The sequence below is a fragment of the Halobacteriovorax sp. genome, from assembly GCF_048381875.1.
GTDB classification, from domain to species: domain Bacteria; phylum Bdellovibrionota; class Bacteriovoracia; order Bacteriovoracales; family Bacteriovoracaceae; genus Halobacteriovorax_A; species Halobacteriovorax_A vibrionivorans.
Map to the genome: position 1 here is coordinate 704,143 of NZ_JBLXBP010000001.1, position 25,568 is coordinate 729,710.

The window sequence follows — 25,568 nt, forward strand, 5'->3', positions numbered from 1 at the left end:
ATCCTTAATTAAGGTTTATTGGCATATTTGGTTCAGACCTTTTAATCTCTCTTATAGACTTCACTGGGACTAAGTTAAATCGTTCACCAGACCTTAATCTTCTCATTACAGCTGAGTACTCTTTCGCATTTTTTGAATTTTTATAATTTTTTTCTAGATGTTCAAAGACATAGAACATGGGTCCTTCAAATGACTTACCTTCTCTAGTAATTCGAATATATGCATTAGGATCAACGCCCCCATATGTAGACTTCATCATAGAACCTAGATAGTATGAGTAATCACCACCACTACTTACATGATCAAAAAAGTTTTTACTAAATGCCCAGCAATCCATAGACAACATATATTTAAAAAAGAAGTCTCTATGATTTCCTTCTTTGTATGTTTCATCTATATGTTGCATAATTTTTTTATATGAAGGTAAAAGCTTATTTGGCGTACGATAAGCATCACAGACTGCCCTACGACTTGGATACATAATATCAGCAATATTATCCGGATAATTTGGATAAGATGTATTTGTGCCATATGATTTTACATCAGCAATCATTCTAAAGTTAAGTTCATTTTTACGATCGAGAATAGGTGGAACTGACTCAGTTAGACAGTCAACATCTGCACCTTGAATTGCTCTTACGCCCACAAAAGCACTGCTATGAAAGGCAAAAAGAAATGTTAAAAATGGTAAAATGAATTTATTCATAAGTAATCCTTTGTCAGCTAATCGGCTTCTAAGTTACTGACTTTAGGGATTACTTATAATTTTTTAATTTAGCTTAGATCGGCCAGGCCGACTGTATCTGTCGGTCTTTAGAGGCTTTTAAAATAATCTAGACTTTCTGGATTTGATACCGCTTGAACATTATCGAGCTTGCGTCCGTTTATTAAACGACTTACGGCCATTTCCATTTTTTTACCTGAGCGTGTGTATGGGATGCCCTTCACTGCAATCACCTTCTTAGGCATATGCCTTGGTGTTGTGTTCTCACGAATACGCGAGCGAATTAGTTTGATATCTTCTTTTGAAAGTTCATGGCCATCTTTTGTGACAACAAAGAGCCATACTTCGACATCCCCATCAATATTCTTTCCGACACAAACTGAATCTTCGATGAAGTCAATTGTTTCAGTTTGGCGATAAATTTCTGCGGTACCAATTCTAACACCACCAGGATTAAGAGTAGCATCAGATCGCCCTAAAACTTGTGCACCACCTGTTTCAGTGATTTTAATAAAGTCACCATGATGCCAAACGCCTTTAAACTCTGCAAAATAGGCTTTATGGATTCTTTCGCCGTTATCATCATTTAAGAAATAAATTGGTCGAGATGGAAAGCTTTGAAGACAAACGAGTTCCCCTTCCTCACCTTTTACCTCTTTTCCACGAGAATCAAAACAAGTGACATCCATTCCAAGGCCTGCACATTGTAACTCTCCTCGATGAACTGGAAGAATAGGATTTCCTAAGAAGAAGCAACCAATAATATCTGTTCCACCAGATATACTTGAAAGCTGGATATCTTTTTTAAATTTATTATAAACATAGTCAAATTGCTCAGGTAGTAGCGGTGCACCTGTTGAAAGCATTGTTTCTAAAGATGAAAAGTCATATTTAGAAAGATCGATACCTGAATCTTCAAGGGCCTTTAAAAACTTAGGACTCGTTCCAAATATATTAATTTGTTCTTTTTCAATTAAGGAAATAAAGTCACCGAAAGTTGGATATGCAGGTGATCCTTCATAAAGAACTGTAGTTGCTCCAAAATAAAGTGAAGAGATCAACCAATTCCACATCATCCAACCACAAGTAGTGAAATACATTATTGTCGAATCTTCTTTTAGATTTGTATGTAAGCCTAATTCTTTAATATGGTTAAGTAATGTTCCTCCAATTGAGTGAACAATACACTTCGGCTTTCCAGTTGTCCCCGATGAATACATGATATAAAGAGGATCTTTAAAATCACACTCTATAAATTCGATTTCATCTTCACTTGGCTTTACAATATCACTCCAAGAGACGGCCTTATGAATTGATGAAACATCCATCCCCTCGCCCTTGAAATCAACGACAATAACTTTTTCAATACTATCAATCTTTGAAACAACAGCATTTATCTTATCTGTTAGATCAAAGTATTTTCCACCATATTCGTATCCGTTAACAGTAACAAGGACCTTCGGTTTTGATTGGCCAAAACGATCAATAACACCTTCGATACCAAAGTCACTTGAAGTCGAAGTAAATACTCCACCAAGAGCTGTTGTCGCTAACATTGATGTCGCAGTTTCAGTGATATTTGGCATATAACAAGCAAGAACATCGCCTTTAGAAATATGATCTTTTATGACTTTTTGTAATCCTGAAACATCTTTTCGCAATTGCTCAAATGTCGTTTTAATTGTTTTACCAGATTCTCGAACACTGCTTAGAGCAATATTTACATCACGGCCTTTCTTGAGCATATTCTTTGCGAAGTTAAGCTTCATATTTGGAAACCAACCATAAGTATCAAAACTTAGATCAGTACATACAGGCTCTAACTCTCCGCTAAAATCAACATCATAGAATTTTACGAGTTCTTTCCAAAAACTATTTGGATTATCAACCGAGTACTTATGGAGAGAATGATAAGACTGGCAATCAAGGCCTTGAGACTTATTAATATACTTAATGAACTCCATCATATTTGATGACTGAATTCTTACGTTGCTTGGCGTGTATAAAATATTACTCACTTCTTCTTCCTCAGTACTCGATTATATTTAAAGCAGTCCTTTTAATGCTTGAGCGCTATCAGCTTCTACTTTTTCATGGAGAGAGTTTCCATGAGCATCCATTGTTACGACAACAGGAAACTCCTCAACAGTTAATTCCCAGATAGCTTCTGGTGAACCAAGATCACGCCAATAAACATTATCCACTGATTTAATCTTTTCAGCTAGAACCTGAGCTGCACCACCAATACCGTGGAAATATACACAGCCATATTCTCTACAACCATCAAGTGTCTTTTGACCCATTCCACCTTTACCGATAACTCCTAGGATTCCATGATCTCTCATAACTTCCCATTGATATGGTTCTTCACGAATTGAAGTCGTAGGCCCTGCTGCTTTTACCTCATATGTACCATTATCTTTTTCAAGAACGACTGGACCGCAGTGATAAATAATTTGATTATTTAAATCAACAGGAGGTTCTGTGCCCTCATGTAAGCGCTTATGTACAGCATCACGGCCAGTAAACATTTTTCCTGAAATAAGAACCATGTCACCAACTTTAAGTTCTCTTATTTGTTCTTTTGTAAAAGGATAATCTAGTCTTTTCATTTCGACCTCTTAGTATAACCAGTTCTTAATTTCGTTATTTGATTTGAGAGCAACACCTTGTCTTCTAAATGCCCAGCACATATATGAAACTGAAACAAAGAATGATGCTGGTAGACGGTTTAGATCTGTTACCTTACATCCAAGAAGAGTTGTCTTTCCACCAAATCCCATTGGTCCAATACCTAATTTATTTGCTGTTTCAACGATATCTTTCTCAAGAGCAGCAAGCTCTGGGTTTTCATTTGTATCATCAAGCTTTCTTAAGAATTGATCTTTAGCAGCGACATGACCTGTTCCACGATCACCACCAATACAAACACCTAGAACACCTGGTCCACATCCCTTTCCTTGTGCCTTTTGTACACAATCGAGAATCGCTTTTCTTACACCATCAAGATCACGTCCAGCATTTAGCTCTGTATTAGGAAGTGAATATTGTGCACCGACGTTTTCACATCCTCCACCCTTAAGCATTAGTTTTACATTTAGTGATTTTGACTTATGTTGTTCAAACTTAATGACAGGATGGCCACCACCGACATTCATACAGTCATTCTTTCCAGTAAGAGAATTAACGGAATTCTGTCTTAGGTATCCAATTTCAGTTGCTTTTAAAACGGCCTTCTCGCAGATTTTACGAAAAGCTGCTTGATCAAAGTCTTTAGGATGAGAAACTTTAAAAACAATTGTTCCAGTATCCTGACATAGAGGCTGAGACTTCATCTTTGCCATTTTAATATTTGCTTGAATAATATTCATTGCATACTCAGCAGTTGTGTTCTTTTCTTCTCTATGAAGGGCCTCAAGAACAACTTTCTGTACGTCGTCTGGCAGGACTGTAGAAGTAACACGAATTAGCTCAAGTAGAGAATCAAAAAGGGCCGTATTCTTATTTGGTAGTTTTACTACTTTCTTCTTAGCTGCTTTCTTCGCGACTTTCTTCTTAGTTGCTTTCTTTGCTACTTTCTTCTTAGTTGCTTTCTTCGCTACTTTCTTCTTAGCGACTTTTTTCTTCGCTACTTTTTTCTTAGTTGCTTTCTTAGCGACTTTTTTCTTAGTTGCTTTTTTCTTCGCTACTTTTTTCTTAGTTGCTTTTTTCTTCGCTACTTTTTTCTTAGCTACTTTTTTCTTCGCTACTTTTTTCTTAGCTACTTTTTTCTTAGCTACTTTTTTCTTAGTTGCTTTTTTCTTAGCTACTTTTTTCTTAGCTACTTTTTTCTTAGCTACTTTTTTCTTAGCTACTTTCTTCTTTACGGCCATGGCCAACTCCTTAAATTATTTAATCGATATAGAAAAATCTTCCAAATTCATGTGCATACTTTTGAGTAATCATTCCGTATCCTGGATAGCTTACTCCATCGAGTTTAAATTTTTTCCCAAAACCTTTTACGCCCCAAGAGTTTTTAAAATAATAAACTCCCTTATATTCAAACTCTTTCCAAGAACCATCTTCCATTTGCATCTTTGTCTCTACAATAACATCATCATCGTAACCAACAAGGATCATAGAATGGCCTCCTCCTTTGACAGAAGAAATTCGACGATCTCGAGTCCCAATCTCAGGATATCCAACAATACCTGCATACCATTTAGACTTATCACGCTCTTGAATTTCGTGAGTAATTGTCTTCTTAGAATTCCAAGAACCGTAATATAATTTAGTACCCATAATAACGGACTTCCCGTCATTTAACCATTGCTTAATTTTATTGAGGTCTCTTGATTTATATGATTTTTTTCTCTTAAATAAGTTACTTACTAAAGTATCTCTTAGATAAATTGATTCCTTTCTAATTGGAATAAAGTCAGGGTCAATTTGTGCAATATCATAATCAGACATTGTAAAAAGTCTTGGATCTCTTTGACCAAGTAAGCAAGACTTTAAATACTTAGGAAGAACAACAAGGTGCCCGCAGGTTTTCTTTGCAATATTAATTTGTGGGAAGTCTTCATCAAGAGATGGCCATTTTTTACGTGAGTAAGGCCAGGTCTTTTCATAAACAACACCCATATCTAAGATGGCCCTCATATTCTTCGAAGTTGAAGAGCCTTCAGTGAGCTTATCTTTCATAATAATATACTCCATCCATTGCTCGGACAGATCTAACTCAACGGGTAAAAATCCTTGTTTACGTATCAACAAGTGCTCCACCATTCCAATGGCCGTAAACATTGTACAAGTGCCTCGAGAGCCTTGAGACTTTACAGCAGTTTGTAAACCAATGAGGCCGTGAATATCACTCTTAGATGGAAGCTCATCGGCATGGACTGAGCTAAAGAGAATTACCAAATTCAATAAAATAATTTTTATAAGTGTTGTGTTCATAACTTGAAATTTTGACCATTTAACTCGGTTTTAGCAAGATGCATTGCGACTTTAAATACTTATAAATTTATAAACAAGCAGTGCATAAATATTCTCTCACTTGTGGCCAAAATAGATTGCCTAATCAGCTCTAGGAGGGCACATTATAGGATATGATTTCATTGGCAGGATTAAACGACAAACAACGCGAAGCAGCTGAGACTATCGATGGCCCAGTGCTAATTCTAGCGGGTGCAGGTAGTGGCAAGACAAGAACTCTTACCTACCGAATTGCGCACATGGTCGACAACCTTCATATTCCTGGAAAGAGTATCCTTGCCGTATCATTTACAAATAAGGCCGCAAAGGAAATGAAAGAGCGCGTTATTACCCTACTTGGTAAACAAAAATCAAGAGGAATGACCCTTGCAACATTTCACTCTCTAGGGCTTAAGATTCTAAAAAAAGAGATTACTCATCTTGGTTATCATAAGAACTTTTCAATCTATGATCAAACAGATCAATTAAGTATTATACGAGAAGGCCTTAGGCTTTATCACGATAATAAAGGTGCATTTAAAAAAGAGATCATTGCATCTAAGATTGGTAAGCTAAAAAATGAAGGGATAAAACCAGAAGACTTTGCAGACTCACCGTTTTTTGACGGCGAAGATCCATACGATCATGCAGTTAACTTCATGTATGAATTCTATCAAGATAAATTGAAATTCTATAATGCAATCGACTTTGATGACATTCTACTACTTACAGTTAGACTTTTTGATGAAAACCCAGAGTTGGCCCGCGAATATTCAGAACAATTTCGCTATATCATGGTCGATGAATACCAAGACACTAATCCATTACAATTTAGACTTATTCGTCATCTAACATGTGCCCATGATAATCTCTGTGTAGTTGGTGACGATGACCAGGCCATCTATTCATTTAGAGGTGCCGATATTTCTAATATTATTGGTTTTGAAAGAGACTACTCACGAGCTAAAGTTGTAAAACTTGAGCAAAACTATCGCTCAGTCTCACCTATTTTGAAATTAGCAAACTCAGTTATTAAAGAGAATAAAGATCGTCGTGATAAAACACTGTGGTCAGATAAGCCAAGTGATATGAAGCCAATTCTTTGGGAATTAGCGGATACTGATCACGAAGCAGAAATCGTTGTTGAAGATATTGTATCCCACCAGTCAAAAGGTGGACATTTAGGTGACATTGCAATTTTATATCGATCAAATACACAAGCAGCACCAATTGAAGAACAACTAAGGCTTTCACAAGTTCCTTATACAATTATTGGTGGTCAAAAATTCTACGAGAAGAAAGAAGTAAAAGATATCATGGCCTACCTTCAGGTAATCCGTAATCCGGCCGACCAAATGGCATTAAGACGGGTACTAAATGTTCCAAGTCGAGGAATCGGTATAAGAACACTTGAGAAATTTCTTGAAGAAAGTGAGGCCCATGAAATTGACTTATTTTCTGCGATGAAGAAATCGCCAGAACTTGCAGGAAGTCGTGAAGAAAAGATAAAAAACTTTGTTAAGCTAATTGAGAACACAAAGAATTACTTTGATAAGTATTCACTTAGTGAGGCCATAACAAACTTAATTGAAGACCTAAAATACTTTGAATACATCGATAAGTGCTACGATCAAGCAAAACAGGCAAGTCGAAGAAAAGATGATATTCACTTCTTTATAGAATCAGCAGCTCGTTTTACTGAAAACTTTAAAGAGTCTGCAACATTATCTAAATTTTTAGAAAAACTAATGCTACAAGACTCTCAAGATTCAAGAGATGACGATGAAGAAGATGACGATGTTAGAAAGAATGAAGTAACTCTTATGACACTACATTCATCTAAAGGCCTTGAATTTAAACAAGTCTATATGATTGGAGTTGAAGAGGAACTTCTTCCACATAAGAGAACAATCATTAATAACGAAGGTGACGCTGAAGAGCGCAGACTTTGTTATGTTGGAATTACACGAGCACAAGAAAAGCTTATCATGACAGTGTGTAAAGAGAGAAAGATATATGGGAATATGCTTCCAAGACATCGCTCTCGCTTTATTGTAACTGATGATGCCAAGAGGTTTTATCAGGAACAAGATCGCCAAAACTTTGGTCACCTTGAAAGCCAAGAAGAAGTTGATAAATATAAAAAGGACTTCTTTTCAGGGCTTATGAATCTTCTAGATTAAATTCAATTGTAACTGTGTTTGAAGAATAACCAGGTATAAGGCTTAAAAGAGCATCGAAGAAATCCTGATCGATTCTTACGCGCATACGGCTTACTTTACGACAGTCATAACTTCTTTGAGAAAGAATATCTCTTATTCGTCTCTCTTCTATACCAAAGCCAACAACTTTCTTGGATGCTTTGTAATCAAGGACTTCATCTTTTTTTGCCCAAACACCATTTCTTGAAGCACAGAACTGACTATTTAACTTCACACCACTTGCGCAAGAAGTAATTAAGAGTGAAACAAAGAGAAGATTAATAAACTTCATATTCATTCTCCCCAATATCTGTCACGGCCCTAACTTTTACATCCTTGCGTGAAAATAAACCCAGACTTAAAAACTTGACCCACTGATACCATGTTGTTTCGATTTCAGTTATCTCTACTCTCGAAACATATTCACTACGTCTTCTAAAGAAATCATTTCCCATTTTTACGTGATGTACCTTAGGTAAGGTTCCATAAAACATATTATCGTTAGTGTGATCACCTTTTAGAATAATAACTTCTCGATTGGCATGCTTTGAAATATGTAATAGACGCTCACCATCTCCAGTATAAAGAGTATGTGAGCAGGAAACAAAAAATATTAAAAAAATTAAGAATTTAATCTTAGTTACCTTTAAAGTCCGGGTTACGTTTTTCTTTAAGAGCACTTAGTCCTTCAAAGTGATCATTAGTTCTTTGAGCTATTCCTTGATATGCACTCATAAGATTTAAATGACTTTCCAGATCATCACGACTAGCACGCTTCATAGCTGTTTTAGTTAATTGTACAGCAACAGGAGCATTGGCCGCAATTTCATTTGCAGTAGCAGAAACAGCAAGCTTTAGATCCTCACCCGTTACAATATTATTGATAAGACCCATATGCATCGACTCTTTAGCAGTATAAATACGACCTGTAAGATACATCTCCATTGCCTTAGTATAACCAACTTTTCGAGTTAGAAAATAAGGTCCACCATCTCCAGGAACAAGAGATAGCTTACAGAATGTTTCACCAAATTTTGCATCATCACTAGCGATAGCAAGATCACACATTGCAACTAAGTCACAACCTGCACCGATAGCACCTCCGTGAACCATTGCAATAACTGGTGTTTGTAATTTTTCGATTGTACGAGGAATATTTTGAATTCCTTTAGAGTAACGGTTTCTTAACTCGAATGGCTCACCTGCAAACATACCTTTTCGGGCCTGCATCGCTTTAATATCACCGCCAGCACAGAAGTTATCTCCTTCTCCACTTATAACAATAACTCTAACTTCACTATCAGTATCAGCATATTCTAAGACTTCAGTAAGAGATGCGATCATTTTATTTGTAATGGCATTTGCCATTTTAGGATTATCTAAACTTAGCCATAATACATGTCCGTTTTTTTCAACTTTTAATTGCTCAAACTCGTATCCGTAAATTGCCATTACTTTCTTCCTTTATATGCTTGAAAAAACTTCGATGGAGCCTGATGTCCAATCTTTGATGTGATAAATTCACTTGCAGCATGAAGCTTATCCATATCAATACCAGTATCACATCCTAATTTATTTAAAAGATTAACCACATCATCTGTTGCAACATTTCCGCTGGCACCTTTTGCATAAGGACAGCCACCAAGACCTGCAGCAGATGAATCAAAGACAGTAATCCCCTCTTCCAGAGAAGCATAGATATTTGCTAAGGCCATACCTTCTGTATCGTGAAAATGCATGGCCATCTGATTAAGATCAAACTCATTTGCAATCATTTTAGTAATTCGTCTAACCTGTACTGGGTTTGCAACACCAATAGTGTCACCTAAAGAAATCTCATAACAACCTAAATCAAGTAATCTCTTTATCCCATCAATAATGGCTTCATCCTCAATATCTTTTTCATAAGGACAACCAAAAACTGTTGAAAGATAGCCACGTAATTTCATTCCAGCATCACTAGCTTCACGAGCGACTTCGACTTGACGAGCGTGTGCTTCTTCAATTGTCGCATTTATATTTTTTTGATTAAAAGTATTAGAAGTTGCAGTGAACATACTAATCTCTTTTACACCTAAAGACTTAGCGACCTCGAGACCTTTTAAATTAGGAACTAAACAAGGAGTTGAGATCCCCTTGCCCTTTGTTAGTTCTAACACTTTAGGATAAAGATCTGCAGCGTCTTTCATTTGAGGAATTTTATCCGGACGAACAAAACTTGTAATTTCAATAGTCTTAAGTCCCGTCTCACTTAGAAGACGAATAAACTCTAGTTTATCTTCGGTTTCTACAAAACTTTTTTCATTTTGTAGGCCATCACGAGGACCAACTTCAACAATTTTAATCTCTTTACTAAAATTACTCATAAATTATCCAATTATGCCAGTTCGACTAACTCGACTCCTCCATCAATCGTCTGACCTTCATTAACTAATATTGCATCGACTTTTCCGTCACGAGATGCTTTTACAGTATGTTCCATTTTCATTGCTTCCATTACAATCAGTGCATCGCCAACTGAAACAGACTGCCCTGCCTCAACGAGTACTTTCAATACTTTTCCAGGCATTGGAGAACTCATATCACCGGCTTCACCAGTAGCGGCACCAGAGCGTTTAGCAACAAGCCTCTTTGCTTCAACTCGTTTACTATTAACAATATATGCATTCTTTTGAGTTAAAATATGAAATGGAACATCATTAACCCATAGTGCATCTTCTTCAATATCAACTGCAAAAGTAAAATCGAAGAAGCGTACGATGAGTGAGCTTACGCCAGAAAATTTAAAAGTAGCAGTTAGCTCATTACCATCAACGATATAATGGCGAGTTTCTAAAGACTCACCGCTCATTCTAAAAGAATCGAAAAGGATATTATCTCTTAAGAAGTCATGCGCTAATGTAGCTGCAATTTCTTCTGCATAAACTTCAGCAGGGGCCAAGTCTTCTTCGTATGTTTTAACAAAGTGTGTATATGTGTCACCCTTTAAGAATGCATCATGCTTAAGAATACGTACAAGATAGTCATTATTAGTAGTTAAACCTTCAAAAGGTAGATGGTTTAATCCAGCTATCATTGTCCCAATCGCTTCATCACGATCTGCACCCCAAGTAATAACTTTAGCAATCATAGGATCAAAATTTACTGTGATCGAATTTCCATTCTTGTAACCTGTATCAAGACGTACACCGTCGATAGCATCACCTATGTATTCGAGACGGCCAATAGCAGGCATAAAGTCATTGTCAGGATCTTCAGCGTAGATACGACACTCTATCGCATGACCAATTTGTCTAATATCATCCTGAGTGAAATCAAATGCTTTACCACTAGCTGCAATTAGTTGTAATTCAACTAGATCAAACCCCGTTACCATTTCTGTTACCGGATGTTCTACTTGAAGACGAGTATTCATCTCTAAGAAGTAAAATTCGTTTCCATCTAAAATAAGCTCAATTGTTCCAGCACCGTGATAATTAATCGATTTCGTAATTTTAATCGCAGCGTCTGTCATGGCCTTACGTAGTTCATCACCTAAAGCAAGTGAAGGTGTTTCTTCAATAATTTTCTGATGACGTCTTTGAATTGAACATTCTCTTTCAAAGAAATGGAAGTGATTACCGTGAGTATCACTAACAACTTGTATTTCAATATGTCGTGGGCTAGTGATGAATTTTTCAATAAGAACGATATCAGAACCAAAAGAGCTTAAAGCTTCACGCTTACAACTTTCGAGCTCAGCTAAAAAGTCTTGAGAACTTTCCACAATTCTCATTCCCTTTCCACCACCACCAGCAGAAGCTTTAATAAGGACAGGATAACCCATCTTATCAGCTTGTGACTTCAATAGTTCAGGATCCTGGTTTTCGCCATTATATCCAGGGATAACAGGAACACCAATTTCGATCATCTTATCTTTTGAGCCTTTCTTATCACCCATAAGAATAATGTGCTCGGGTGTAGGGCCAATAAAGATAAGACCTGCATCTGTTACTTTTTGACTGAATTCTGCGTTCTCAGATAGGAAACCATAACCAGGGTGAATTGCATCACAGCCGCTATCTTTTGCGATTTGAATAATCTTATCCATATTTAGGTAAGTTTCACTTAGAAGGTTTCCTTCTAAATAATAAGATTCATCAGCAAATTCTCTTTGAGGAAGGTTTCTTTCTTCAAAAGTATAAAGCGTGACAGTTTTAATCCCGAGATTGCGACAAGTCTTAATTACTCGTAATGCAATTTCAGCTCGGTTAGCAATAAGAACTTTATTTATTTCTTTCATATTATTCTATTTCCAGTTTGGTTTTCTTTTTTCTAGTAATGCACTCATCCCTTCCTGACCTTCATCAGAAATTCTTTGTTTTGCAATAACATTACAAGTGTAGTCAGTAACTTCTTCAGTATTTCCAAGTCTCTCTTTAACACCAAAAATAAGCTTTTTTGCTTCTCTTTGAGCTTTGGGAGCAACTTTAATAAGTTGTTTTGCCATATGTACAATATCGGCATCGTAGTAACGATCAAGTGAAACTTGATGAACAAGACCAATCTCAAGAGCGCGTTTCCCGTCAAATCTCTCACCAGTTAAGAAAAGATGGCGAGCATTTGACTCTCCAATTTTTGCAATAACAAATGGAGTGATAACAGCAGGAACAAGTCCAAGATTAACTTCTGTTAAACCAAATTTTGCACTCTCACTTGCAATAACAAAGTCACAACAAGCAACAAGTCCAACACCACCTCCAAGGGCGGCTCCATTAACTTTTCCAATAACTGGTTTTGAAAGATTATTAATCGCATGAAAAAGTCCTGCTAATTTCTTAGAGTCAGCAATATTTTCTTCCATCGAATAATCTTTCATACGCTTCATCCAATTTAGATCAGCACCCGCACAAAAAGACTTCCCTTCACCTGTTAGAACAACAACTCTTACAGAGTCATCGCTTTCAAGTCCAAGAAACTCTTCTGTTAGAGCAGCAATCATCTCATCGTTAAAAGCATTATGTACTTCTGGGCGATTTAAAGTGATGTAACATACACCGGCCTCTTCGCCACTCGTTTTTAATTCCTTAATATATCCACTCATATAAACTCCTTCTCAATTCTCATTACATTCTAAAGACACCAAACTTAGTCTCTTCTATTGGTGCTTGTTTACTTGCTTTAATAGCGGCACCTAAGATATCTCGTGTCTTATGTGGCTCAATTACACCATCATCCCAAAGTCGAGCTGTTGAATAATAAGCACTTCCCTCTTCTTCATATTTGTCTAAGATTGGTTGTTTAAACTGAGCTTCTTGTTCAGGTGTCATTGGAGCCTGACCTTTTGCTTTAAGGCCATCTTGTCTTACTGTCGCAAGAACTCCAGCAGCTTGCTCTCCACCCATTACTGAGATACGTGCATTAGGCCACATCCACATAAAACGTGGAGAATAAGCGCGTCCACACATACCGTAATTTCCAGCACCAAATGATCCACCAATAACAACAGTGAACTTTGGTACGTTTACAGTAGAAACAGCTGTAACCATCTTAGCGCCATGCTTTGCAATACCTTCTGCTTCATATTTAGAACCAACCATAAACCCTGTAATATTTTGCAGGAATACTAGTGGAATATTTCTTTGCCCACAAAGTTGGATAAAGTGAGAGCCTTTGATTGCTGATTCAGAAAAAAGAATTCCGTTATTAGCAACAATTCCTACTCTTTCACCACAGATCTTAGCAAAACCACACACTAGTGTTGGCCCGTACTTTTCTTTAAATTCATGAAAGCGTGATCCATCAACAATACAAGCAATGATTTCACGAATATCAAATGGCTTCTTCGTATCTCTAGGTAGAATTCCATAGATATCTTCTGCATCATATTTTGGCATTTCAAAATTAAAGTCATCTTCATTTTGAATGAAATTTGTATTTTCAACAATTGAGCGAGTAATCGCTAATGCGTCCTCTTCATCTTCTGCAAAGTGATCAGCAACACCAGAGTCACTTGTGTGAACTTTGGCACCACCAAGAGTCTGAGCGTCTACTTCCTCACCTGTTGCGGCCTTTACAAGAGGAGGTCCTCCTAAGAAGATCGTTCCATTATCTTTTACAATAATTGATTCATCTGCCATTGCAGGTACATAAGCTCCACCAGCAGTACATGATCCTAGAACCACGGCAATTTGTGGAATACCTTGAGCAGACATTTGTGCCTGATTATAAAAAATTCTTCCAAAATGTTCCTTGTCAGGAAAAACTTCATCTTGCATCGGTAAGAATGCTCCACCAGAATCCACAAGATAAATACATGGTAGACGGTTTTCACGTGCAACTTCTTGGGCTCTTAAGTGCTTTTTCACAGTCATTGGAAAATATGTTCCACCCTTAACAGTTGCATCATTTGCAACAAACATGCACCAAACACCATGAACTTTTCCAATACCAGTAACAATACCGGCACTTGGAATATCCATACCGTACATCCCATTAGCTGCTAATGATGAAAGTTCAATAAATGGAGATCCTGCATCGAGGATCTTATCAATACGTTCACGTGGTAAAAGTTTTCCTCGTGAATGGTGACGTGAAACAGACTTCTCTCCTCCACCTTGATGAGCTTTATTTACTCTTTGTCTAAGTTCTTCAACATTTGAAAAATGAAATTTGAAGTTTTCTTTAAAGTCGTCACTAGTGCGATCGACTTTCGAATGAATCGAAATCGTATCTTGCGAATTAGTCATAGAAAATTGCCTCTAATATTTGTAATAAAACTGAGCAATTTTATCTATTTATCATAGATTTTGACAAGGCAAGGCACGTTATGATGCACCGCAAAACCCAAGAAGATGTAAGGAAGGTCTTTAATATTACTCTATGGCCTCAGCAGCGTTAAGAAACTTCATATAAATACTATCCTCATCTGTTTTTTCAATAACTTCAGACGCAATACTGCGACCGGCCACTTGCTTGATCTCATTAGCTTGCATTGGAAGACGCGGGCCAACAAATGAACTAAATGCTATGGCCTCCAGTTCTTCAGAAGACTCAGACAGGATTACATTTCCGTTTTCATCATGCTCAATGAAATAAGTAACGCCATTTGCCAATACAACGATATTACTTCCGCTTTGAAGCGCTTCTTTTACTAACTTTCTATCTTGAGAATTGATGACATTATCATCGAGTTTAATTGTTTGGGCATTATTTGAGTTTGCTACGAGCTTCATTCCTCCATTATTAACGATCGATGAAGTTCCAGATGCAGTTCCAGATGAGGTTGAAGATGAGAAACTACCAGAAGAAGCTGACCTACTAGAAGCAGTGGCTGGAGGACCTGGGGCAATATTAGATACAGAAGGAATTATTGCTCCACTGCTTCTACTAATATTATTAGAGCTTCTATTAAATGGATTCTCTAATTCATTTGAAGCGCTAGCAGCTTTCTTTGTATTCGAAGGTTTATCACGTTGCGATTTTTTTCTATTATTAACATTTTTTGTAAATTCAGCGACTTGATTTTGTAATTCAGAAATCTGCTTTCTTAGACTATTTTCGGTATCTCTTAATTGATCAGTAGAATCACTCGTGATTTTCTCATCTTGATCAATTATAACATCACTAATCTCATCTTTATTGTCGGAGTAAGTTTCATCACGAGACGATTTAATAGAATTATTTTGAACTATAGAGGATGCTAGATTTTGCCCATCCATTTGATTTGGTAAGTTTTCTCTTTGTTCCAAGTTTTTAGATAAATACTCAGCACTTTGATCAAAAGTATTATCTGTAATTTCTTCAGTAATAGGTTGTTTATTTGTTGTAAATGAAGAGTCAACTAATGACGATTTATTCTTTGTTCCAGATTCACTAAAGCTTGCAATTTCATTTGAATAAGATGTTTTTATATCGTTAAAAATTGTACTTGTATCGGCCGTTGAACGATAGACTTTACCATAACTAGAAGCAACTTTTGTATCAATTGCTGTTCCGACTGAACCACAATAATACTTAGCAGAAAAGATATCTTGCCCACCAAAGTTTTCATTGGACTTAGAAAATTCCACGGCCGTAATACCTTCCATAACCTCATCTGTATTAGCTGGATCACAGGCATATTCTAGTGCTTCAATTCTATCTTTACACTCATCAACAAGTTCTTTATTAGAGTTATGAATTGTTTTCCAAAAAATTGAGTTAGCCTTTCTTTTTACAGTCAAGTTTTCTGACTTATCGAGATCATTTAGAAAATTTGATACCTCTTCAAGATCATCGAAATTATTCACTACATTTTTAAGGAAATTAATATTTAGAGTTGTTAAATAACTTATGATGAAATCATTTTCATCTTTTGTCGAAAAAATACGTTCTTTATAATTCAATGTACCTTCATTACCTCTTGTTTGGTAATAGCGAATACGATTATCTTCATCCGCTTCAGCAATCGCCTTTTGACGATGGCCATAATATTCGTGTCGAAATAGTTCGTTTGATTCAATAAAATTTTTAACTCTTCCGAGATACTCATCGCTAAATTTATCAACCCCATGACTTTCTTTATTAAATTCGTTATACACAAGATCAATAATTTGTGAAGAATCTGATACTCTCCTGTTATCACTACCGTAAAACTCATTTACTCTGTCAGTAGCATTATCAAAAATATGTGTTAAGCGAATCTTTGCATCTTTTAGATTGCCATCACCGTCTCTAAAACCTTTTGCACTAAATGATAATTCAAATTTTTCATCTAAGGCATTTTTAATATCTGTATTAAAGCATCCCTTAATTTTTTCACTTATTTTATCAATATCTGATTCTGTACAAGAAAAGTCTGGAGAAGCTCCATTATTGATATGATATTGTTCCTTGTATTTATTAAAACTAAAGGCATTGGACTCTATTAAATTAAAAAGGTCATAAACTCTATTTGCCATAATACTGTTATAGGACTTACTCTTAAAGGCTTCAAAAGAATTATCAGGTATAACAAACTTCTCAGGAGAAGTTGCTGCGACTTTATCGACACAGCGACAATATTGATCGACATTAATCTTTTTTTCGCTAGGTTTTTCAGTATCAAAACTATACAGATCATAGCGACAGGCATAGGCTCGATCTTTGAGATCATCTTCTAAGTCAGTCACAACATTCAAAGGTGTCTGTTGTGGAACAACACTTCCAAAACAGTCGCCACTATTTGAAAATATTGACTTTGATAATACTGACGGAGGGAGTTCACTCATATTGCTGGTAGGATTATTGTAGTCTATTGATTGAGATCTTCTCGAGTGATCAAATACATTTTGATAATGTTCAATCTGCTGTTGAAGGTCACGACTATTAAGACTTCCCCCTTGTGTTGTTAAAGCAAATAAACTAGAGGAAGCTGAGTAAACTGATTGTTGAAAAAAGAATAGAGTAATTATAATCGTTTTAAATTTCATTTTATTCCTAGATACTTGATCTGTTTTATCCATCGGATAGTTAAACTGATTCCTAAAGTGACCAAAATCTATTGATAGAGGTCGTCTCGAGGATTTTATTATCTCAAAGAACGACTATAGCTACATATATAGTTTACAGAGAAAACTTCATTAATACATAAGTACCTATAAATTGATTTACTAAGATGAAATAAAAAATAAATGGTATTTAATGAATAAAAACTCTTTGCGCCAATAAAGTGTGGAATATGTTTAAAATAAATATAAAAAAAGGCCATCCTAAGATGGCCAATATATATTATAAATATATTAAGTTTTACTACTCTGATATTTCTGCAGCATCTAAAAATTTAGAATAAATACTTTCTTCTTGTACTGCTGTCTCATCTTTTTCTGATGCAATTTCTCGCTTAGGCCCATCTTCAGCCTTAGGCTTTGGTAATTGTGGACCCTCTTGTTCTGGCCCCATTACACCGGCCATCACCTCTTCGGCAGTCTCAGATAGAATAACGTTTCCTTCTTCATCTTGACCAATATAGTATACTCGTCCATCTGTTAGAACAACGCTAGTGCTTCCATTTGAAATTGCCTCTGCAACAAGTCTTTGATCGCTTTTAGCTATATTTGAATTAGAAACAGTACCGCTAACAGCTCTAGAAGATCCAGAGTTTCCAGATAATCCTAGGCCTCCAGTTGCACCTAATTTATTTATTGCAGAAAGTCCTTGTCCGGCCGAAGAGAATGAAGATGATGATGTCGCTGCCGGAGCTGTTGGAACAGCGGCACTACCTGTTGTAGCACGGCTCGCTTGTTGTGGAGCAAAAGCATTGTCTCTACGTACATTATTCCCCGAACCAAAGCCAGCAAAGTTATTTGAAGTAGGCTGAGGTTTTTCTACAACTTTTTCTTCTTCGTTTAGACTATCTTCATTTTCTTCTTCTGTTTTCTTATCACGACTTGCAATTGCAGAGTTTAGCTCAGAGATCTGTGCCCTAAGGGCATCTAACTCTTTTTTAAGAGCGTTATTTTCATCAACTTGAGCAGCAGATACTGACTCTTCACTCTTTTCTAGCTCTTCTTCAATATTTTGTGCTTCTCTTTCAATACGATCTTTAACTGACTCAATCTCTTCAACTGATGTATTTGGGTTTGATACAATTGCTTGCATTGTATTACCATCTATCACGTTTGAATCTGGAATATTATTAGACGAGTTCATATTATCTAATAAGTTCGCTGCCTCCGAGAAATTGTAGTTTTCTTCAGTAGTGGTTTGAGTACTCGTTGAAGTTGCAACAGCATCATCGATTTCTGGTCCACTATTATCAAGGATCTGATCTCCACGTTCTGTTGTATTAACAATAGTTTCTGTTCCAGAAGCAGTATCTGTAGAGTCTGGGCTATCTGAGAAAACTTTTTGTTTTTCTGATTCTTTAACTTCAGCGTAAACTTGCTGTGGTGTTAATGTTTTAACCTCTCCTGCTCTAGAGTTTGCTACTGTCGTATCAATTAATTCACGATTTAGTACTTCACAATATAGTTTAGAATTTTTAACACTTGAATCATTATCTAATTCACTATTTGCATCGATAAACTCTTGCGCACTAACATTTGTCATTACCTGTTTTGCATTAGCAGGATCACAAGACTCTTTTAGCTTTTGTATCTTTTGAGAACAAGAGCCCATATTTTCCTCATAACTAGACGCTAAATAATCTGCCATCGAAGTTCTTATACTTGCAAATGTTTCAGGGTTTCCTTGTATTATACCATTTACAATTTCTTCATTATAATTAGCATTGTCTTTATACTCTGGTCTCTTACCCAGATTGATCATTAACTTTTCATTTAAAAGTTTTGCAAACATTCCAGCAAAGTGCTTTTCATGTTCATCAGATATATCATAAATTGTTTTTTCAACAGGAGACATAGCGATCCCCTTACTTCTAAGCTCTGTGCGCTTTTTAACATTGTACATGTCCACATAACGCTGTTTGTGAGCATGAAATTCTTGTCTTAAAAGAGGATTCCTATTTAAGAAGTCTCTTACTTGACTTAAATACTCATCAGGAAATCGTCCTGTACCATCATTATTTTTAGCATAACCTACAATAAATAAATCTGAGAATTTTTGACCTGCTCGTCTAATACGCTCATCATCGCCACCATCTCTCATGAATTTTCTATTACGACTAGAGCCTTGACCAATATGATCTTCTCTTAAATCTTTAATTTCTTCATTTGCTTTCTTAAAGATCTGAGAAATTCTATTATTGGCCTTACTATTTAAGAATAGAAATTCATCTTTAAATCCATTCTTCTCATCAATTAGAGCAGCTGCAGGCCCCTCAAAACACTGATTAAGCTCTTTGGCCATCGAATCAATATCATCTTCAGTACATCCAAAGTCACCTGCTTCAAAATCGAAAATATCTTCAGCTCTATCTAAGTCTTGATATCGGTGCGCATTCTTTCTTAATGTCTGAAGAAAGTCAGTTACTCGATTAGCAATAATATTTTGATAAAAGCTTTTTTGGAAATCATTTAAAACATCATCATCTGATAAGTCTGCATGACTTTCTTCAGATGCTAAGTCACCTACACAGCCACAATAGCTTTGAGAATTTAATTTAGTTGTCAGACCTTCTGAAGAATCAAATTCTTCAAGATAATCCTTACATACAGATGAAAAAACTTGGTAGTCACGTCCAAAGCTTAAAAAGCTCTTAAATACACTTTCATCAGTCGAAAATCCTTCTAAAGACCCACATGGCCGGGATGAATCGTCATCGAATCGATAATTAAAATTAAACTTTGAACTATCGATATTTATTTTAGGCTCATTATTATATTCTAGGTTTATATCTCTACTATAAGAAAGATCAGTATTATATGCAGGACTCATTAAGTACTGGTCAACTGATACTGAATCACTAAATTCAGTTATAGAAAGAATTGAGTTATCCGGCTTATCAAATTCACTCATAGCATCGTATTCTTGAACCGTATATTCAATCATCCCCTGCTGAGCTCGAGAGGCGCTAGCTTCTAGTGAAATATTCCCCGCAGCACCATCAAGACTGGATGGAGATGCTTGCACGACTTGAGACGAATCTAAGCGAATATCATTCGCAAATGTTGTCTGAGTGGCAAAGATCAAAATCAATATTGAATTTAAAGCTCTCATTTCCTTCCTCACAATATAACTCTTCTTAATTTATCGGTTATTTATTAAGATTTCTTGAGTAACTGATCACTACAGTAAGTTTCCCCTACTATTATTTTCACTTGAAATTGAGGTGGAATAAATGAATTCAGGCCATTATCTTAAAGATAATTTTTTTTAACCCAATAACACGCTAAAATTATTGAGTTTCGATAATGAGTCTAAGAAATAGTCATCAAAATTTGGACATTATTTTCTGCCAATAAATAGACACAATTAGCAAATTCCAGGGCCAAAATCCCTTAGCTTTTTCAGATGAGAAGTAATTGTTGCCATGGCATATGACTTAAGACGCTCTGGTAAATCAGGGTAGATTTCGTTAAAAATCTCTTCGATTTCCTTGCCTTCACTAACACATTTCCTTACTTGCTCTTCTCTTTCTAAACGATGCTCAAGTGTCTTCTTTATCTTAAGAGTTCCACCAAGACAAATACCATGAGAAGGCATAATAACTTGAGGATCTATATCGATAACATTTTGTAAGGATTGAAAGTACTCTCTCATACAAGAGCCCTTACCACCAATTGTTACGGTACCAACAGTTTGGATAAGATCTGAAACGATCATCCAAGCACCATCGACTCGGTATAGAGAACTTTGCCCAAAAGCATGACCGCCAGTTGTAATCAACTTCACATCCACCCCACAAGACTTAACAACGATATCACCATCTTGATAAAACTTAACATCAAACTCGTTGAAGTAATCTTTATCGAAGTCTTCTAGTAGATGATCATAAGTTCCTTTAGACATTGAAAATGAAATACCGAGCTCTTTTGCCAGTCTTCTGCTGTATTCATGATGATCAGGATGATGATGAGTTAGAAAAACTTCTGAAATGTCATGTTCACCAATAGAGTTAAGAAGTTTTTCATATTCATCACTATTTTTAGGAGAAGGATCGATGATAATTTTCTTGTGCCCGTCATCACCAAGAACAAAACAATTTGTGCGATTTGCTGGAGGAAATGTATTAGAAAGTGGCATATATTGACGTAAACCAAAGAGAGGCTCAATCATAGGAACACACTTTTTTGAATCATATTTTAGATTTGCATCTAAAAAATCAAGGCTTGCTATATCTCGATCTAAGTCTTCTAAAATTGTAATCATTGGAGGGACAACAAGCATTTGCCCTTGTTTGTATGATTCAAAAGCTTCGTGGCAATTAAACCATTTCGTATATGCAATCTCACCTTGATCAAATTCAAATTTAATATCATCAAGATGGGCTTCATCTTTTATAAAGATCTTAAAATAATAATTTTCAAAGCGATGTGGATTAAAGTCAGGTGTTACGGCCAGTGAATATTTTGCGATATCAATAATATGCCCAGATACTTGGAGATCATCTAGGTCAATATTTAACTCTTCTTTGATTTCTCTTTTTAGAGCGTATTCAAGATAATTATCCCCGCCTTCTGAAATATCTTCTTTATCAACTTTACCACCAGGAAAAGAGGTATACCCAGGAAAGGCCCTTAGATAATTTTGTCTCTTCATGAAGAGAACTTTTTCACCACAAATAAATATAGCTGATACTGACTGTTTCAATTTATTCCCAATTCATTAAATGCATTTTGCGCTTTTTCATAACGTACATCTCGATAACCTTTAATATTATCAAGTAACTTTAAAGCATGATACTCATTATCGACCTTTTGTAGGCCATTAAATAAGAAGTCACGAGTTGTTTTAGCTATTGCTCTTTCCTTATGATGCCATGATGGAAGAAGAGTTCTAAGCACCCTAAAGTGTCGCATTAATTTTAATTGCCAATTTTTTGGTGAGATATCAAATTCAATTTTCTTATTTAAAATATCAAATGAAGGACGATTAATTCGTTGTTTTACAATACCTGTACCAAGTGCACCATAAGTTTTGTCTTCCATTTGTTTTAAGAAAGGAGAAAGCATTAAGTGAGCTACCATAACTTCATCTTTTACAAAATATGTCTTTGCTAGAACTTGAGTTGCTAAGACACGGTTCTCTTCACTTACAATAGTGCTGATGGCACGAGCTCCTGATATAAATTCAGTTGTATCCTTTCCTCTATTATAAATAAATTGATCATGTAGAATTTGTATTAAATGTCTTTTTTTCATCCAAGGAATATCAACAATTGCTTTATCTAAGTTTTCTTTAAACTTAGAAATAAAATAATTTGTATTATGCCATGGAAGAAGAGAATCTTTTAAAGATGCAATAGCTAAGTTTAGAGTTGTCTCTTCTTTAACTTTTAATTCATTATGCTTTCTTTCAAACTCTTCGACACCTAGAGATGCCATCTCTTGTCCAAGTCTAAAAGCTGCAATATTATTATCGACTTCACTTTTTTTAATTGAATTTCCAAGAGCGTCTAATAAGTCTTGGTCACTAAAAGGAACAAGTCCCAATTGATAAGCGTAGCCTAAAATCATACTCGATGCATAGACAGCTTTTCCAAAGAATAGATTACACCACTTCTTAAGTGGAACCATAATGATTCTCTCATCATTACGAGACTTAACTTTCTCAATAAGTTTTTGTTTTGTAAGACTTTCTTCAGATAGTCCTTTATCTAACATAATAGAGAGTGGAACTTGATAAGAGTCATCAAAAACAGCAACTCCGTTTTCACTATGAAGGAAGCCTAATTGTCCAATTCCATCAAGTAGGTCTGGACTTAAAAGTACATCAGAAGCTCCTCGAGGAGTTACGGCCCCCATTGACTTTGTTTTATGACAAATCGACATATGACCCGTCACATTCCCATTTCTTTGAGCAAGACCCTTTTGATCCATAAACTTGAAGTCCAGATCGTCACGGCCTGCCATCTTAATACTTGCGTTTGCAATAATTTTAGATATCGTTGTTATTCCTGATCCACCGACTCCTGTGACGACCATACGCCAAGTATCACCTTGAGCAATATCGTCAAAAGTTTTCTTTGTCTCAACATCTTTTAAATCAAAATCTAAATGTGAAAAGTCACTTGGACGATACTTTGTAGGATGAAAGTTTTTAACTGTTACTTTCTCAAAACTTGGACAGACCTTAAACTTAGTACAATAGCTATCTGCTACACAAATTGTAGGGTCAATTCCCATCTTTGTTCCATAGGCATCAAATACTTGTGTCAGTCCAGGACATCCTGTTTCTTCAATACAAACACGACAATCTTCACATGCAGAAGTATTAATTTGGTAGAAAGTCTTCTCTTTTAATACTCCACTATTTTTCATCGTATTTCTTTCACTGGCCCTAATCTTGGCCTGATATGTAAGAGAACACTCTTTATTAGAAATAATGACCTTAACACCTTTTTGTGTCACAAAATCTCGCATGAGATTCTTGTAAAAATAACGATCACTTGGATGAACTTCTTTAGCAGTCTTTACTCCTAAATTTTGTACAATATTAAGCATATCCTGCTTAGGTCTCTTGCTACCTTCTACATTAATTTGTGATGCAGGGGTCATCTGGTGCCCTGTCATTGCTGTATTGTCATTATCCAGAAGTATATAAGTTATATCGTGATCAGCTTGTACTGAATTTGAAATATCTGTTATCCCAGAATGGAAGAAAGTCGAATCTCCCATAAGGACCACTGATGGATTCTTAGTAAATAAGTCCATACCAGCACCGAGGGCACCACCTTGTCCCATGGCCGAAAGATTATGCATTTCTCCAAACGGCGGTAGAAATGATAAAGAATAACAACCAACATCACCGTGAGTAATGAGATCAATATCTTGAGCCTTTAGCCAACGACGTAAGTCTTTTAATAATGAGAGAGTTTCTCTATGAGGACATCCTGGACAAAAAGTAGGAAGTCTCTTCGGTAAGATTTCACCAAAGTTACGTTCTTCAAATGCTAGGCTTTTACATTGCCCAATTTCAAGAAAGTCCTTAAGGGCCTCTAGTTTCTCACTGATGATTTCAAAACTTAAACCTCCATAAGCAGGAAAGCCCTCATTTTCGCCAAACTCCTTACCTACGATCTCAATTTCAATACCGTGTTTTTGACAAAGCGATCGTACTTCACCTTCTAAGAATCCTCGTTTTTCTTCCACCACAACAAGTTTTTTTAATCCCTTTAAATAAGGAATTAATAAATCATCCACAAGAGGAAAAGAAGAAGCTACTTTATATAAAGAGAAGTGTTCTAGATAATCCCCTTCTTCTAAGCACTGCTTTAAGGTTTCAAAAATAACACCGCTTGAGATAAATCCAATTTTTGAATTCTCATTTCCAAACCTTGCATCAAGTTTCATTTCTTTTAGAACTTCTTTCACTTTTGGAAAGCGTTCTTTGATCATAGAAATATCTGCAAATAGAGAGTTTGGGGGAACCATAACGTTTTTTTGTAGATCAAATGTTGAAGGATCAACGTCAATTAACTCACCATCAATCTTTGCTTCCTCAAAACACTCAACTCGTCCTCCACCTTCAGCTAAGAAAGTGCTTAATAGAAGTCCTTGATAGAGACTCGTTTTTGATGAGATCTCTTTTGCTTTGGCGATCCAATCCTTCAACTCTGTTGGATTTGAAGGTTCAAGAAATGACATATGTAAATGCTTAAATAAATATCTTGAATCAGCAGCTGTTGAAGTTGACATTGACCATGGGTCATCACCAACACAAATGACAGTTGCCGGATAAATTTCACGGCCATCTATTATTTCTGGTTTAGCAGGATTAGCAAAGTTACCAACACTAAGAGCATCACTTGCCACATGTAGCCCCATAGACTTCATTGCAACTAAACAGTCTCGACCTGCTTGCTTTACACCACTTGCCATGGCCGCTGCATTTGCTTCAGAGTTTGCAATAACGACACGAATGCCTTTTTCATGCATCTCATTTTTCTTCTTATATAAGATATTAAAGTAATCTGCTAAAGGTGATCCTGGATAACCAGTATATAGGTTAAAGCCTGCTTCAAGTGCACCTTGAATGATTAATTCATTCCCGTTAAGAATTCGATATTCTGCCATATGTCCTCTAAATTTAATTGAGAAATGAGTATAGTGATTTAATCGTGTTTT

The 25,568-nt window shown here is 36.0% G+C and carries 15 protein-coding genes and 1 pseudogene; 1 reads left to right on the forward strand and 15 read right to left on the reverse strand.

All coding sequences use genetic code 11. The annotated features are described in order from the left end of the window. Positions 1-4 precede the first annotated feature (4 nt). The 4 genes and pseudogenes from ACN5L8_RS03300 to ACN5L8_RS03315 form a co-directional block, all read right to left on the reverse strand. Positions 5-706, reverse strand: coding sequence for a hypothetical protein (locus ACN5L8_RS03300; RefSeq protein WP_115363378.1), 702 nt, complete (start codon positions 704-706; stop codon positions 5-7). 107 nt (positions 707-813) lie between these two features. Continuing rightward, positions 814-2,742, reverse strand: coding sequence for an acetoacetate--CoA ligase (locus tag ACN5L8_RS03305; RefSeq protein ID WP_199506664.1), 1,929 nt, complete (start codon positions 2,740-2,742; stop codon positions 814-816). 27 nt (positions 2,743-2,769) lie between these two features. Then, a pseudogene (locus tag ACN5L8_RS03310) lies at positions 2,770-4,215 on the reverse strand (FumA C-terminus/TtdB family hydratase beta subunit); the annotation flags it as partial. 400 nt (positions 4,216-4,615) lie between these two features. After that, on the reverse strand, positions 4,616-5,632 hold the full coding sequence (locus ACN5L8_RS03315) for a C1 family peptidase (protein ID WP_133296978.1): 1,017 nt from the start codon (positions 5,630-5,632) through the stop codon (positions 4,616-4,618). A 182-nt stretch (positions 5,633-5,814) separates the two neighbouring features. Between ACN5L8_RS03315 and ACN5L8_RS03320 the strand changes: the two genes are divergently transcribed. After that, positions 5,815-7,863 (forward strand): ATP-dependent helicase, encoded by a 2,049-nt coding sequence (locus ACN5L8_RS03320; protein ID WP_115363382.1) that lies wholly within the window; start codon positions 5,815-5,817, stop codon positions 7,861-7,863. On the opposite strand, the gene ACN5L8_RS03325 is transcribed toward ACN5L8_RS03320, so the two are convergent. The 11 genes from ACN5L8_RS03325 to ACN5L8_RS03375 all read right to left on the reverse strand — a co-directional run bounded on the left by ACN5L8_RS03325 (position 7,844) and on the right by ACN5L8_RS03375 (position 25,517). Beyond that, entirely contained in the window at positions 7,844-8,173 is a 330-nt protein-coding gene (locus tag ACN5L8_RS03325; RefSeq protein WP_120405034.1) for a hypothetical protein, read from the reverse strand. The two genes, ACN5L8_RS03320 and ACN5L8_RS03325, sit on opposite strands and share 20 nt — an antisense overlap. Continuing rightward, entirely contained in the window at positions 8,160-8,561 is a 402-nt protein-coding gene (locus tag ACN5L8_RS03330; protein WP_115363386.1) for a hypothetical protein, read from the reverse strand. The genes ACN5L8_RS03325 and ACN5L8_RS03330 overlap by 14 nt, the downstream gene beginning before the upstream one ends. Further along, positions 8,518-9,333: an enoyl-CoA hydratase-related protein gene (locus ACN5L8_RS03335; RefSeq protein ID WP_115363388.1), complete on the reverse strand. Its 816-nt coding sequence runs from the start codon at positions 9,331-9,333 to the stop codon at positions 8,518-8,520. Before ACN5L8_RS03335 ends, ACN5L8_RS03330 begins: the two co-directional genes overlap by 44 nt. Continuing rightward, entirely contained in the window at positions 9,333-10,247 is a 915-nt protein-coding gene (locus ACN5L8_RS03340; RefSeq protein ID WP_419172292.1) for a hydroxymethylglutaryl-CoA lyase, read from the reverse strand. The genes ACN5L8_RS03335 and ACN5L8_RS03340 overlap by 1 nt, the downstream gene beginning before the upstream one ends. 11 nt (positions 10,248-10,258) lie before the next feature. Then, on the reverse strand, positions 10,259-12,163 hold the full coding sequence (locus ACN5L8_RS03345; protein ID WP_334678353.1) for an acetyl/propionyl/methylcrotonyl-CoA carboxylase subunit alpha: 1,905 nt from the start codon (positions 12,161-12,163) through the stop codon (positions 10,259-10,261). Between the two features lie 6 nt (positions 12,164-12,169). After that, on the reverse strand, positions 12,170-12,964 hold the full coding sequence (locus ACN5L8_RS03350) for an enoyl-CoA hydratase-related protein (RefSeq protein WP_419172293.1): 795 nt from the start codon (positions 12,962-12,964) through the stop codon (positions 12,170-12,172). A 22-nt stretch (positions 12,965-12,986) separates the two neighbouring features. Then, positions 12,987-14,609 (reverse strand): carboxyl transferase domain-containing protein, encoded by a 1,623-nt coding sequence (locus ACN5L8_RS03355; RefSeq protein ID WP_115363396.1) that lies wholly within the window; start codon positions 14,607-14,609, stop codon positions 12,987-12,989. 126 nt (positions 14,610-14,735) lie between these two features. Next, positions 14,736-17,312, reverse strand: a complete 2,577-nt coding sequence (locus tag ACN5L8_RS03360) for a hypothetical protein (protein WP_419172294.1) — start codon at positions 17,310-17,312, stop codon at positions 14,736-14,738. Between the two features lie 319 nt (positions 17,313-17,631). Then, positions 17,632-20,499 (reverse strand): hypothetical protein, encoded by a 2,868-nt coding sequence (locus ACN5L8_RS03365; protein ID WP_419172295.1) that lies wholly within the window; start codon positions 20,497-20,499, stop codon positions 17,632-17,634. Positions 20,500-20,754: 255 nt separating this feature from the next. After that, positions 20,755-22,092, reverse strand: a complete 1,338-nt coding sequence (locus ACN5L8_RS03370) for an NUDIX domain-containing protein (protein ID WP_419172296.1) — start codon at positions 22,090-22,092, stop codon at positions 20,755-20,757. Next, entirely contained in the window at positions 22,089-25,517 is a 3,429-nt protein-coding gene (locus tag ACN5L8_RS03375; protein ID WP_419172297.1) for a thiamine pyrophosphate-dependent enzyme, read from the reverse strand. The genes ACN5L8_RS03370 and ACN5L8_RS03375 overlap by 4 nt, the downstream gene beginning before the upstream one ends. Positions 25,518-25,568 lie beyond the last annotated feature (51 nt).